Source organism: Janthinobacterium sp. GW822-FHT07A03, assembly GCF_058798815.1.
Genome location: NZ_JBXAKW010000009.1, coordinates 169619 through 182666 on the forward strand (window position 1 = coordinate 169619; position 13048 = coordinate 182666).

Annotated in this window: 10 protein-coding genes and 1 tRNA gene; 4 read left to right on the forward strand and 7 right to left on the reverse strand. The window is 62.9% G+C overall.

Annotated features, from left to right (window positions below):
- Positions 1 to 55 precede the first annotated feature (55 nt).
- Both AC1RJW_RS24075 and AC1RJW_RS24080 read left to right on the forward strand, forming a co-directional pair.
- Positions 56 to 295: a hypothetical protein gene (locus AC1RJW_RS24075; protein WP_493047191.1), complete on the forward strand. Its 240-nt coding sequence runs from the start codon at positions 56 to 58 to the stop codon at positions 293 to 295.
- A complete protein-coding gene (locus AC1RJW_RS24080; RefSeq protein ID WP_493047192.1) occupies positions 292 to 2115 on the forward strand; it encodes a methyl-accepting chemotaxis protein in 1824 nt (607 codons plus the stop codon). The genes AC1RJW_RS24075 and AC1RJW_RS24080 overlap by 4 nt, the downstream gene beginning before the upstream one ends.
- Positions 2116 to 2246: 131 nt before the next feature.
- Here the strand turns inward: AC1RJW_RS24080 and AC1RJW_RS24085 are convergent.
- The 3 genes from AC1RJW_RS24085 to pepN form a co-directional block, all read right to left on the reverse strand.
- Positions 2247 to 2322 (reverse strand) — tRNA-Thr (locus tag AC1RJW_RS24085).
- A 116-nt stretch (positions 2323 to 2438) separates the two neighbouring features.
- Positions 2439 to 3440 carry a class 1 fructose-bisphosphatase gene (locus AC1RJW_RS24090; RefSeq protein WP_034747152.1) on the reverse strand — a complete coding sequence of 334 codons (1002 nt, stop codon included), beginning with the start codon at positions 3438 to 3440 and terminating at the stop codon, positions 2439 to 2441.
- A gap of 136 nt (positions 3441 to 3576) precedes the next feature.
- A complete protein-coding gene (pepN, locus tag AC1RJW_RS24095; protein ID WP_493047193.1) occupies positions 3577 to 6231 on the reverse strand; it encodes an aminopeptidase N in 2655 nt (884 codons plus the stop codon).
- 198 nt (positions 6232 to 6429) lie between these two features.
- Here pepN and AC1RJW_RS24100 point away from each other — a divergent pair, with 198 nt between their 5' ends.
- Positions 6430 to 7059, forward strand: a complete 630-nt coding sequence (locus tag AC1RJW_RS24100; protein ID WP_493047194.1) for a DUF4136 domain-containing protein — start codon at positions 6430 to 6432, stop codon at positions 7057 to 7059.
- Between the two features lie 187 nt (positions 7060 to 7246).
- Here AC1RJW_RS24100 and AC1RJW_RS24105 read toward each other — a convergent pair whose 3' ends face one another.
- From AC1RJW_RS24105 to AC1RJW_RS24120, 4 genes are all read right to left on the reverse strand, one after another.
- Positions 7247 to 8176, reverse strand: coding sequence for a quinone oxidoreductase family protein (locus tag AC1RJW_RS24105; protein ID WP_240453672.1), 930 nt, complete (start codon positions 8174 to 8176; stop codon positions 7247 to 7249).
- Positions 8177 to 8269: 93 nt separating this feature from the next.
- On the reverse strand, positions 8270 to 8659 hold the full coding sequence (locus AC1RJW_RS24110) for a methylglyoxal synthase (protein WP_070287924.1): 390 nt from the start codon (positions 8657 to 8659) through the stop codon (positions 8270 to 8272).
- A 29-nt stretch (positions 8660 to 8688) separates the two neighbouring features.
- On the reverse strand, positions 8689 to 9609 hold the full coding sequence (locus tag AC1RJW_RS24115; RefSeq protein WP_493047195.1) for a DMT family transporter: 921 nt from the start codon (positions 9607 to 9609) through the stop codon (positions 8689 to 8691).
- Between the two features lie 80 nt (positions 9610 to 9689).
- Positions 9690 to 12161 carry an alkaline phosphatase D family protein gene (locus AC1RJW_RS24120; protein ID WP_493047196.1) on the reverse strand — a complete coding sequence of 824 codons (2472 nt, stop codon included), beginning with the start codon at positions 12159 to 12161 and terminating at the stop codon, positions 9690 to 9692.
- A 155-nt stretch (positions 12162 to 12316) separates the two neighbouring features.
- Here AC1RJW_RS24120 and AC1RJW_RS24125 point away from each other — a divergent pair, with 155 nt between their 5' ends.
- The gene (locus AC1RJW_RS24125) at positions 12317 to 13042 is read left to right on the forward strand and encodes a YebC/PmpR family DNA-binding transcriptional regulator (RefSeq protein ID WP_493047197.1); all 726 of its coding nucleotides are present in this window, start codon (positions 12317 to 12319) and stop codon (positions 13040 to 13042) included.
- The last annotated feature ends 6 nt before the right edge of the window (positions 13043 to 13048 follow it).

Sequence of the window (13048 nt, forward strand, 5' to 3'; positions counted from 1 at the left end):
ATTTAGACTGGGTCATACCACAGCGCCATGCGCGCCATCGTCACAGGAGAATGCATTGACAGACCATACGCAGAAGGCCATGCCTGGCCCACCCACCGACCTCGAAGCGACGATCAGCCATCTGCTGCGCTTGCGCGACACGCTGGTCACCGCCGCGCAGACCCTGCGCGACATGCACTTTGAACAGAATACGCCGGCACGCCGCGCCGCGCTGGAAGACACCAGCATGCTGCTGGACAAGCTGTCGCGCATGTATGGCACGCCACCGGTACAACAACAAGGAAAAAAACCATGAAATCGTCCAGCATCAAGTTCATGTTCGCCACGGCCCTGACCGTCGTCAGCCTCGTCATTGCCCTGGTGGGTTTCGGCATCTACCGCGTCAGCCTGGCGTCGGCGGCCGTCAGCGCCGCCCACGACTCGCGCTATGCCTCCTACCTGCTGGCGGACGAAATGCGCCAAAGCTCGGACGACCTGACCCGCCTGGCGCGTACCTATGTCGTGTCGGGCGAGCCGAAATGGGAACAGCAATACCTGGAAATTCTCGATATCCGCAGCGGCAAGAAGGCGCGCCCCGCGCAGTACGAAAAAATCTACTGGGACTTCCGCGCCGCGGACATCGATCCGGGCAAGGGCTCGGACAAGGCCATCGCGCTGACGAGCCTGATGAAGGCGGCCGGCTTCAGCGAGGCCGAGTTCGCCAAGCTCAAGGAAGCGGAAGTCAATTCCAACGAGCTGGTACGCACTGAAACGGTCGCCATGAACATGGTCAAAGGTCTGTACGCGGACCAGAGCGGCGCCTTCACGCGCCAGGATGCACCCGACCTGGCCAAGGCGCGCAGCATGATGCACGACGCGGCCTACCATGCCGCCAAGGCCCGCATCATGCGCCCGGTCGACGAGTTCCTCGGCATGCTGGACCGCCGCACGGGCCAGGCCATCGAGGAAGCGGAACAGGCCAAGCACTTCTGGTTCGGCGCGCTGACCGCCGTCGCCGTGCTGCTGATCGCCACGCTGGCGGCGGCCCTCTGGTATGTGTATCGCCAGATCGCCGTTTCGCTCGACCACGCGGTACGCCTGTCCGACGTGATGGCCTCGGGCGACCTGTCGGCCGACATCCGGCGCCAGGGTCCGGCCGAAGTGGCCAGGCTGCTGGGGGCACTGGCCAGCATGCGCGACAGCCTGACGGCCGTGGTCGCGACGGTACGCCACAACTCGGAAAGCGTGGCGCTGGGCAGCGCAGAAATCGCCGCCGGCAACCAGGACCTGAGCGCCCGTACCGAAAGCCAGGCCAGTGCGCTCGAGCAGACTGCCGCCTCGATGGAAGAACTCAGTTCCACTGTCAACCAGAATGCCGACAACGCGCGCCAGGCCAACACCCTGGCGCAGCAGGCATCGCAGGTGGCGCTGGCCGGTGGCGCCGTGGTCGCGCAGGTGGTCGAGACCATGCGCGGCATCCACGCCGCCAGCAAGCGCATCGCCGACATCATCAACGTCATTGACGGCATCGCCTTCCAGACGAATATCCTGGCGCTCAATGCGGCAGTGGAAGCGGCGCGCGCCGGCGAGCAGGGACGCGGCTTCGCCGTCGTCGCCACCGAGGTACGCAGCCTGGCCGGACGCAGCGCCGAAGCGGCCAAGGAAATCAAGTTGCTGATCAACGACAGCGTAGCCCGCGTCGAACAGGGCACGACCCTGGTCGACCAGGCCGGCAGCACCATGACGCGGGTCGTCGACAGCATCACCCGCGTCACCGACATCATGGCCGAAATCAGCTCGGCCAGCGTCGAGCAGAGCGCAGGCGTCGCCCAGATCGGCGAGGCGGTGACGCAAATGGACGAAGTGACGCAGCAGAACGCGGCCCTGGTGGAACAGATGGCGGCGGCGGCCATCAGCCTGAAACAGCAGGCCGGGGAGCTGGTGCAAGCCGTCAGCGTGTTCCGCCTGGCGGCACCCGCTGCCGCCACAAAACCGTTGGCAACCGCGCCGCGCGCCAGTGCCATCCTTGCCCCACGCCCTGCCACCGTCACGCAGCGGCCGCAGGTGACGCGCATCGGCGCCGCCAGGCCCGCCGCGCACCGCAAAGCCACGGAGTCTGACTGGGAAGAGTTCTGAGGGGCTACCGGAACGCAGTGCCGATGGCCGTCACGGCATCGGCGCCGCCGCAGGCCAGTAGCGCGGCAAGCGCTGCCGGCAAACAAAAAACCCGCTGACCTTTGCAGGTAAGCGGGTTTTCTGATGAAACTTGGTGCCGTTGGCCGGAATCGAACTGGCGACCTTCACATTACGAATGTGCTGCTCTACCAACTGAGCTACAACGGCGAAGACCCACATTCTACAAACAATGCACAAAATTTGCTAGTGTCAACGCGAACTTTTTTGCATTTTTTTAGCGGCCCGGCTGCGGGCCGCTGAAAATCGTGGAAAAGTGCGGCTTTTTACTCCGCGTGGTAGGCCGTCACGCGGGCCACTTCGTCTTTCGAGCCGAGGAAGACGGGCACGCGCTGGTGCAGCTTGTGCGGGGCGATGTCCATGATGCGCTGCTGGCCGTCGGTGGCGGCGCCGCCGGCTTGCTCGACGATGAAGGCCATCGGGTTCGCTTCGTACATCAGGCGCAACTTGCCCGGCATCGAGGTGTCGCGCAGGTCGGCCGGGTACATGAAGATGCCGCCGCGGTTCAGGATGCGGTGCACGTCGGCCACCATCGAGGCGATCCAGCGCATGTTGAAATTGGTGCCGCGCGGACCCGTGTCGCCGGCCAGCAGTTCGTCGACATAGCGCTTCACGGGCGGATGCCAGTGGCGCGCGTTCGACATGTTGATGGCGAATTCCTTGGTCGTCGGCGGAATCTGCATATTGCTTTGCGTGAGTACCCACGAACCCATTTCGCGGTCCAGGGTGAAACAGTTCACGCCATTGCCGAAGGTCAGCACCAGCATGGTTTGCGGACCGTACACGGCGTAGCCGGCCGCCACTTGCTTGCTACCGGCTTGCATGAAATCCTGCTCCGTCGGCTGGCCCATGCCATCCGGCGCTTTCAGCACGGAGAAAATGGTGCCGATCGAGACGTTGACGTCGATGTTCGATGAGCCATCCAACGGGTCGAACAGCAGCATGTATTCGCCCTTCGGATAGCGGTTCGGGATCGGGTGAATCGATTCCATCTCTTCCGACGCCATGGCCGCCAGGTGGCCGCCCCATTCGTTCGCTTCCAGCAAAATCTCGTTGGAGATGATGTCGAGTTTTTTCTGTACTTCGCCCTGCACGTTTTCCGTGTCGGCCGTGCCCAGCACTTCACCGAGGGCGCCCTTGCCGACAGCATGGCTGATGGTTTTGCAAGCGCGCGCGACGACTTCGATCAGCAGGCGCAGTTCGGCCGGAATGCTGTTGTTCGAGCGCTGCTCTTCAACCAGGTATTGCGTAAGACTGATGCGTTTCATGAAACCCCTTCGTTAGTGTTTTAAATACGTCTCGTGCGGTGATTGTCGGCTTACGCGCCGTTGGCGCTAAGCCGACCTACGAAATCATGACGCCGTGTAGGTCGGATCAGCCCGCAGGGCGTAATCCGACATGCAGTCAATTGGCCAATGCCTTGCTGACCACTTCCATCACGTCGTTCGACAAACTGGCCTGGCCGGCGACTTGCTCCAGCGCCGTGCGCATGTGGCTTTGCAGCGCTGGGACGTAACGGCGCCAGCGGTCCATGGAGCGCGCCAGGCGCGCGGCCACCTGCGGATTCAGGGCGTCGAGCGCGATGACCTGCTCGGCCCAGAAGGCGTAGCCGCTGCCGTCAGACGCATGGAATTGCGATGGATTGCCGTTGGTGAAATTGAAAATCAGGCTGCGCGCGCGGTTCGGATTTTTCAAGGTGAAGGCCGGATGCGTCATCAACTGGTGCACGGCTTGCACGTCGGTCGTCGGCGCGGCCGCCTGCATGGCGAACCACTTGTCGACCACCAGCGCTTCGTTCTCGAAGTCGGTATAGAAACTGGTCAAGGCCGCCTGCGCATGCGGCTGCGAGCCGGAATGAATCAGCGCCGCCAGCGCCGCGGCGCGGTCCGTCATGTTGCCGGCATTGTCGAACTGCAGCCGCGCCAGGTCCAGCTCCGCCGCTTCGGGCGCGATCAGCAGATACGACAGGGCCAGGTTTTTCAGCGCGCGCTTGCCGGCCGACAGGGCGTCGGGGCTGTAGTCGCCCGGCGTCTGGTTGGCGTGGTATTGCGCCAGCAATTCAGGTTTCAGGGCTGCCGCGATGGTGCGGCGCATGAACTGGCGCGCCGTATGGATCGCCTGCGGGTCGACTTGCGCCATGCGCTCGGCGATGATGGTTTCCGACGGCAGGATCAGGGCCAGCTCGCGGAAGGCAGGATCGAGGGTGTCGTCGGCCAGCAGGGCGCGCTGCGCGGCGATGAAGGTGTCGTCCAGCGCCAGCGTCTCGCCGGCGGCGACGGCGGCGGTCAGTTTCAGCAGGCGCTCCATGGCCAGGCGCTGGCCCGCTTCCCAGCGGTTCACGGGATCGCTGTCATGGCGGAACAGGTGCAGCAGCTCCGCGTCGGTATAGCCGTATTCGAGCACCACGGGCGCGGAAAAATCGCGCAGCAGCGATGGCACGGGTTCTTCCGTCACCTGCGTGAAACGGAAGGTCTGCGACGCCTGCGTCAATTCCAGCACGACGCTGGCCGCGCCGTTCGACGCCACGCCATCCACGTGCAGCGGCAGGTCGCTGCCATCGGCAGCCAGCAAGCCCACGGTGACGGGAATGTGGAAAGGCAGTTTTTTCGGCTGGCCCGGCGTGGCGGGGCAGCTTTGCGCCAGGGTCAGCTGGAACGTCCGGCTGGCGGCGTCGTAGCGCGTGGAAGCGGTGACGACGGGCGTGCCGGCCTGGCTGTACCAGCGTTCGAACTGGCTGAAGTCGCGGCCATTCGCGTCCGCCATGGCGGCGCGGAAGTCGTCGCACTGCACGGCCTGGCCATCGTGGCGTTCGAAATACAGGTCCATGCCCTTGCGGAAACCGTCGCGGCCCACGAGGGTCTGGTACATGCGCACCACTTCGGCGCCCTTCTCGTAGATGGTGACCGTATAAAAGTTATTGATCTCGACGAAAGAGTCGGGACGCACGGGATGGGCCATCGGGCCCGCGTCCTCGGGGAACTGCGCCTGGCGCAGGGTACGCACCTGGTCGATGCGCGTGACGGCGCGGCCCGTGTCCGTGCCGATCATGTCGGCCGAGAATTCCTGGTCGCGGAATACCGTCAAGCCTTCCTTCAGCGACAGCTGGAACCAGTCGCGGCACGTCACGCGGTTGCCGGTCCAGTTATGGAAGTATTCGTGGCCCACCACCGCTTCGATGCCCGCGTAATCGACGTCGGTCGCCACGCGCGGATTGGCCAGCACGTACTTGGTGTTGAAGATATTTAAACCCTTGTTTTCCATGGCGCCCATGTTGAAGTCGCCCACGGCGACGATCATGAAGCGATCCAGGTCCAGCTCCAGGCCGAAGCGCTCCTCGTCCCAGCGGATCGAGTTTTTCAGCGACTGCATGGCGTAATCGGTCTTATCGAGGTTGCCCTCTTCCACCCACACCTGCAGCAGCACTTCGCGGCCCGATTTCAAGGTGTAGCGCTCTTCCTGGCACACCAGGCGCGCAGCGACCAGCGCGAACAGGTAGGACGGTTTCTTGAACGGGTCTTCCCACTTGGCGTAATGGCGGCAGTCGCCGAGGTCGCCCTCTTCGATCAGGTTGCCATTCGATAGCAGCACCGGATAGCGTTCCTTGTCGGCGCGCAGCATGACCGTGTACTTGGCCATCACGTCCGGGCGGTCCGGGAAGAAGGTGATGCGGCGGAAGCCTTCCGCTTCGCACTGCGTGAAGAAATTATGGTTCGACACGTACAGGCCGGATAGCGAGGTATTGTCCTGCGGCGCCAGCACGGTCTCGATATCGAGCGTAACATCGTCCGGCGCCTTGGGGATGGTCAGCATGCCGGCCGTCAGCTTGTATTGCGACGGTTTCAGCTGCTTGCCGTTCAGGCGCACCATCACCAGCTCGATGTGTTCACCATGCAATTCGATGCTGCGGCTGGTGCTGGCAGGGTTGTGGCGCATGCGGATCCGGCTCGCCACCACTGTGCGGGCGGGATCAAGATCGAAACCAAGTTCGACGCTGTCGACCAGGAAGCTGGGCGGCGTGTAATCTTTGCGGTAAATCGTCTGAGGGCTGTCTGTGCGCATAGGGATTTGGGTGGGAGCGGAGGCAAAAGCCTATTTTACCAACACCAGCCCCCGATAGTCGCGATTCAGCTCAGGAATGTTGGATTCCCTTACACGCCGACATACCAGGTAACATTCTGTAATAATGAATAGAAACAAATAGAACTATTCTTATAATACTAAGCGATGAATTGCGTCTACTAATCAGGAGGTCATGCAATGAAACGATATCTCACCATCATGATGGCCGCATTGACCGTGTTGCTGACCGGATGCGCCACCACCATACGCAGCGATGTGACCGTCTTCCATGAGTGGCCTGCGCAATTGCAGGACAAATCGTATGCGTTTGAAACGCCAGATGCCGAAAATGACACGCTGGAATACCGCAGCTACCAGAAGCTGGTGCGCGCGGAACTGGCCAAGCACGGCTTCGGCGAAGCTTCCGGCCCCGCGGCAGCCAATTTGCGCGTGGCAATGAATTTTTCCACCGTCGACTATCCTGAACGCGTGCTGCAAGCCACCGACCCGTTCTGGTATGGTCCCGGCTACTGGCCTGGCCGCTACGGCTACCGCTACGGCGCATGGCCAGGCTATGGCCGCTTCGGCTACAACCCCTACTGGTATGGCCCGATGGATGTCGAGGAAAGCGTACGTCATAAATACGAGCGCGAATTGCGCATCACGATCAATGACCGCAACGGCAAGAAACTGTACGACGTGACCGTGCAATCGACCAGCAACAAGCGCGCCACCTCGCAAGTGATGCCGGCCATGGTGGCGAGCGCCTTTGCCGACTTCCCCGGCCAGAGCGGCGTGCCACGCAAAGTCGAAGTGAAAATAGAATAATTTCGTGGCAAGACAAAAAAACCGGCTGGTGCAGCGATGCGCCAGCCGGTTTTTTCATGTCTGTTTTATGCCTATGAGTAATACGCCTCGGCGGCAAAGGTGAGCGCACCGATCAGGGCCACGGCCAACAACAGCACGATCAGCAGGCGGCCGAATTTCGGCACGCCGTCTCTTTCGCTGCCGCCGCTCATGGCACGATGATGGTCGAACCGGTCGTCTTGCGCCCTTCCAGGTCGGTGTGCGCCTGGGCGATATTGGCCAGGCTGTAGCGCTGGTTGATCTCGATTTTGACTTCGCCGCTGCTGACGACGCCGAACAGCGAAGTGGCCATTTCTTCCAGGTTGGCGCGGTTCGAGGCATAGCTGAACAGGGCCGGGCGCGTGATGAAGAGCGAGCCGCGCGAGGCCAGTTCGCTCAGCGTAAAGGCCGGCACGGGACCGGAAGCGTTGCCGAAGCTGACCATCATGCCCAGCGGCGCCAGGCAGTCGAGCGAGCCCGTAAACGTGTCCTTGCCGATGGAATCGTAGACCACGGAGACGCCCTTGCCGCCCGTGATCTCGCGCACGCGCTCGACGAAGTTTTCCGTGTTGTAGTTGATGACGTGGGCCGCGCCATGTGCCTTGGCCAGCGCCGCCTTTTCATCGGAACCGGCCGTGCCGATCAGGTTCACGCCCAGCACCTTGGCCCACTGGCAGGCGATCAGGCCCACGCCGCCCGCGGCCGCGTGGAACAGGATGGTATCGCCCGCCTTCAGCGCCACCGTGCGGTGGAACAGGTATTGCACCGTCAAGCCTTGCAGCATCATGGCGGCGGCCGTATCAAAACCGATGCGCTCGGGCAGCACCAGCAGCAGGGCCGCCGGCAGGTTGCGCTGCTGCGCATAGGCGCCATTGATGCGCGCCGCATAGGCCACCCGGTCGCCGACCTTCACTTCCGTGACGCCCTCGCCCACCGCCTCGACGATGCCCGCGCCTTCCACGCCGAGGCCATTGGGCAGCGGCTGCGGATACAGGCCCGTGCGGAAATACACGTCGATGAAATTGAGGCCGATCGCCTCGTGTTTCACGCGCGCCTCGCCGGGCCCCGGCGGCGGCAGTTCCACATCCACGTATTCCATCACTTCCGGGCCGCCCACGCGCTGTACGCGGATGGCTTTGGTGGTAATCGTTGCGCTCACAATATGCTCCTAGAAGAAGAATCGGGAAAAACGTCAGGCGGCCGCGCTGGCCCGCGCCTGCAGCTGCGACAGCACCAGGTGCGCCGACGACAGGTTCGTTGCGCACGCCACGTTGTGCACGTCGCAGGCGCGCACCAGGGCATTGATGTCCGGCTCGTGCGGCTGCGGCGTCATCGGGTCGCGCAGGAAGATCACGCAATCGATCAAGCCTTCCACCAGCAGCGAGCCGATCTGCAAATCGCCGCCGAACGGGCCGGAATGCTTGCGCTCGACCGCCAGGCCCAGCTCGTTGATCAGGCGGCCGCCCGTCGTGCCCGTGGCCGACAGTTCGCAACCCTGCAAAAAGTCCAGGTATTCGCCCGCCAGGGTAATCATGTCATCTTTTTTCTTGTCGTGGGCAATCAGGGCGATGCGTGTTTTCATGGTGAGGACCATTTCAGTGGTTGGAGGAATTATTTCTTTTTCGACAGCAAGTAAATACCGGCCAATACCAGGCTGGTGCCAGCCAGTTGCCAGTTGGTGATCGGTTCGTCGAGGATCATGGCACCCAGGAACAGGGTCGAGACTGGGCCGATCATGCCCGCCTGCGAAGCGACGGGCGCGCCGATGCGTTCGACGGCGATCATCGTCATGAAGACGGGCATCACCGTGCAAAAGATGCCATTGAGCAAGGACAGGCCATACACGGGCATGGGCTGAATCAGCAATTCGACGGGGCGCAAAATAAAAAACTGGGCGATGCAGGCAAAGCTGGCCACGCACATCGCGTAGGAAACGAGCCGCATCGAGCCGATGCGCTTCACCAGTTCACCCGAGCCCAGCAGGTACACGGCATACGAACAGGCCGAGCCCAGCACGAGGGTGGAACCGAGCGCCACATTGCTGGCGCCGCCCTGCAAGTCGTGCACGAACACCAGCACGATGCCGCAATACGAGGTGAGCAAGGCCAGCCACTGCAGGCGGCTGATGGTCTGCTTGAAGTACACGGTGGTAATCAGCAGCACGAAAGTCGGCGTAAGGAACAAAATCAGCCGTTCGAGCCCCACGGAAATGTATTGCAGGCCCAGGAAGTCCAGATAGCTGGACAGGTAGTAGCCGACGAGGCCCAGCCCGACCAGGCGCCAGCGGTCGCTGTTTGATAAGGGCGGCTCCGTGCGCATCTTCCACCAGGCGATGACGGCGAACACGGGCAGCGAAAAGATCATCCTGAAGGCGATCAGGGTGACGGCGTCGATCTGGTAGCGGTACAGCAGCTTGGCAACGATGGCCTTGGTGGAAAACAACACCGCCCCGCCCACGGCGATGGCCAGGCCACCGAGGTAGACGGAACGGGGAATAGATGGAGGGGTTGCTTGCGGGGAACTGGAGCTCATGCCCAGATTGTAATGGATAAGCGCAAGTTTGCTGGGCCGCCCCTTCCAGGCCGACCGCCAGCCTCTATTCCAGCAACAGGTTAGGAAATACTCACTCCCGCCGTACCGGCCACCACCGTGGCCGTCGTCACCCGCGCAATCACGTTCGACGGCGCCGCCGTGCCGATCAGTTTATTCACCTGCTTGAACTGCGCCACCAGCTTGCCCGGCGTCAAGGTCACCACCGTGTAGCCCTGCGCATCCGTGTTCAAATGCTTGATCCACGGATTGTTGCCCAGGCCGGACAATTGCTGCGCCAGGCCCAGCAGGGTCGCATTGAAGTCAGTGCTCGCTTTCAAGCCAGCCTGCACGGCCGCTACCGTCGCGTCCAGCTGGGCTTCCAGCACGCCCTTGGCGGCCAAGGCGCCGCGCAACTGCACGCGCAACTGCTCCAACAGGCTGTCAACGGTGGGCGCGGCCTTGCCCATGGTGTAGTCGAGCAGGTTGACGTCGAGGTTGACCGTGCCCAGGCCCGTGACGGGAATGGCCAGCGGATAGCTGACCAGGGTACCGATATCACCCATGGCACCGGCGGCCGACTTCAGGTAGCTGAAGAAGGAATCGGAGCTGACGCCAGCCGAGACTAGGTCCACCATGACGGGCGTGCCGCCGCCGGCCGCGTCGAAGTCGTCGCTGACCGTGCCGGCAAAGAACGAGTGGATATCGCCGGTCAGCGCCACCACGTTGCCGATGGCATTCGTTTTCAGGTGCGCCATCAAATTCTTGCGCTCGCTGTTGTAGCCGTCCCACTGGTCGCAATTGAGCAGGAAACGCGTGAAGAACGGCGCCAGCGCCGCCTGCTGGCCCGACGCGGCGACGAAGCTTGAGGCGGCGCCCTTGGCCTGTACGTCGGGCTTGATCCAGCCGAAGGCGATCACTTGTGCGGCGGCGGCCGGTGAGCCGCTGTTGTAGGCGGCCACCGTGATGCCGGCCTGGGCCGCGCTCAAGCCGGCGCCCACGGCAGCGGCGCCCTGCGCGTCGGCGTTGGCGGCCGCACCGGCAATCGCCATGGCTGCTGCCTGCGCCACGGACTGCGATGCGCCGGCCGTCGAGGCGGCGACGATGCTTGAGGCCAGCGGCACGCTGCCGCCCACCAGCGGCAAGGTGCTGGCGATGGCCTTGCCCACGTTGGCCATGGCGCTCAGGGCCAGCAAGGTGGCAATCGCATCCGTGCCATTCAAGCCCATGCGCAGCAGGGACACTTCATTGCCCCACAGCTTCCAGGTCGAGGTGGCCGCCTTCATCTTGCCTTTCCACCAGTCGCGCTGCGTGCTGCCCAGCATGGCAACAAAGGCCAGCGGGTCGGCGCCGGCCTTGGTGGCGGCCGCCATTTTCTGCCCTTCAACGCTGTCGAACAGCGCTTGCGGCACCAGGTAGCGGCTGCCGATGCTGCCCAGCGGCTTGCCCGTGGCCGGGTTGATGGTCGATTCGGCGATCGCATGGTCGGCGCGGTACAGGCGCTCGTCCGTCATCACCAGCTGCATCAGTTTGCCGAACTGGAAATCGCGGTAGATCTGGATATTCTGGAACGTTGTCGCGGCGGCATCGAACGTGACGTCGGCCGGCATGTATTCGAACCATGCCTGGTTGGCGCTGCGGCGGCGGGCCGGCTGGTGCAGATCGCTGCCGTCGGCGGCCGCGATACCCTCGTAGGTGGAGGCATCCTGCCAGGCGTCGTCCGTGAATTCATGGTCATCCCAGATGGCGATGAAGGCGAAGCGCTCGTGCACGGCTTGCAGGCGCGTATCGGTGCGGTATTTCTTGTACAGGTAGCGGTAGTCGGCCACCGTGGTCGCGTATTTCGCACCGGCATTGCCGCTTTTGAACGTGCCGTCCGGCAGTTTCAGCTGGTCGTGGCGGCTTTCCACGGCGCCGCTCTGGAAGGCTTCGCCCACCGTTTCATAGATGTAATCGCCCAGGTGGACGATGAAATCGAGCGCTTCGTTGGCGGCGATGTGCGACAGCGCGCCCCAGTGGTTGATGCTCCAGTCCTGGCACGTCAGGTAGGCGAACTGCAGCTGCGACACGTCGCTGGTCGCGGCGGGCGCCGTCTTGAAACGTCCCACGTTCGAGCGCACGTCGCCGGCGATGAACTGGTAAAAATATACCTGGCCCGGCTGCAATCCCGTCACCTTGTGGCGCAGCGTATTGTCGAAATCGGCTTTCAGGGGCAGCTTGGCGTCGACGATGGGCGTGCCGGCCAGGGCCTTATTGCCGCCCAGGGCGGCCGTATTGTCCGCCGCGCTGACGATCAGGCGCACGGCCACGTCGGACTTGCCGGCCACGGCGGGCGCGACGGCGTCGAAACTGGCGGGCACGACGCGCGTCCACAGCATGGCGCTATCCGGACGCGGATCGCCCGAAGCCACGCTCTGCGGGAATTTCCAGTCGCTGCCCGAGGCCAGCGGCACGCCAGGATCGCTGTAATCGGTGCTGCCGCAGGCGGCAAGGCCGACAGTAGCCACGGAGACGGTAATAAAGCCGCCCAATTTCAGAAATTGCCGCCTGTCCATTTGACTTGCCATGATGTCGCGCCCTCGATATGGTGAAAGCGCGTCACTTTAGCAACAGATTGTGTCATCCTGATGACGGGGCCATGCCGCTTCGCAGGGGGCCGATATGCTAAAATGTCGGCCACAATTGAACACCCGTCTAAGGAAGATTCGACATGGCAGGACATAGCAAATGGGCCAATATCAAGCATAAAAAGGCTGCCACCGATGCCAAGCGCGGCAAAATCTGGACGCGCCTGATCAAGGAAATCACGGTCGCGGCCCGCATGGGCGGCGCCGACGCCATCACCAATCCGCGCCTGCGCCTGGCAGTCGACAAGGCGGCTGACGCCAATATGCCGAAAGACAACGTCCAGCGCGCGATCAACCGCGGCAGCGGCGGCGTCGATGGCGCCAACTACGAAGAAGTGCGCTACGAAGGCTACGGCGTGGGCGGCGCGGCCGTCATCGTCGAATGCATGACCGACAACAAGGTGCGCACGGTGGCCGAGGTTCGCAACGCCTTCAACAAGAATGGCGGCAACATGGGCAACGAAGGCTCCGTCGCCTTCATGTTCCAGCACTGCGGCCAGCTGCTGTTCGCACCGGGCACCGACGAAGACAAGCTGATGGAAGCGGCCCTGGAAGCCGGCGCCGACGACGTCATCGCCGACGAGGAAGGCGGCTTCGAAGTGGTCACGCCCGTGCACGATTTCGCCGCCGTCAAGGAAGCGCTGGAAGCGGCCGGCTTCAAGGCCGAAGTAGCCGAAGTCATCATGAAACCGACGACGGAAACCGTCTACACGGGCGACGACGCCATCAAGATGCAAAAGCTGATCGATGCGCTGGAATTGCTGGACGATGTCCAGGAAGTGTTCACCAACGCCCTCATCGAGAATTAATCACTC

What these genes read in the sequence shown, in the direction of transcription:
- AC1RJW_RS24080 (WP_493047192.1), top strand. Translation starts at nt 292, where the DNA reads ATGAAATCGTCCAGCATCAAGTTCATGTTCGCCACGGCCCTGACCGTC.
- AC1RJW_RS24090 (WP_034747152.1), bottom strand. Translation starts at nt 3,440, where the DNA reads ATGAAACGCATCAGTCTTACGCAATACCTGGTTGAAGAGCAGCGCTCG.
- pepN (WP_493047193.1), bottom strand. Translation starts at nt 6,231, where the DNA reads ATGCGCACAGACAGCCCTCAGACGATTTACCGCAAAGATTACACGCCG.
- AC1RJW_RS24100 (WP_493047194.1), top strand. Translation starts at nt 6,430, where the DNA reads ATGAAACGATATCTCACCATCATGATGGCCGCATTGACCGTGTTGCTG.
- AC1RJW_RS24105 (WP_240453672.1), bottom strand. Translation starts at nt 8,176, where the DNA reads ATGGAATACGTGGATGTGGAACTGCCGCCGCCGGGGCCCGGCGAGGCG.
- AC1RJW_RS24110 (WP_070287924.1), bottom strand. Translation starts at nt 8,659, where the DNA reads ATGAAAACACGCATCGCCCTGATTGCCCACGACAAGAAAAAAGATGAC.
- AC1RJW_RS24115 (WP_493047195.1), bottom strand. Translation starts at nt 9,609, where the DNA reads ATGAGCTCCAGTTCCCCGCAAGCAACCCCTCCATCTATTCCCCGTTCC.
- AC1RJW_RS24120 (WP_493047196.1), bottom strand. Translation starts at nt 12,161, where the DNA reads ATGGACAGGCGGCAATTTCTGAAATTGGGCGGCTTTATTACCGTCTCC.
- AC1RJW_RS24125 (WP_493047197.1), top strand. Translation starts at nt 12,317, where the DNA reads ATGGCAGGACATAGCAAATGGGCCAATATCAAGCATAAAAAGGCTGCC.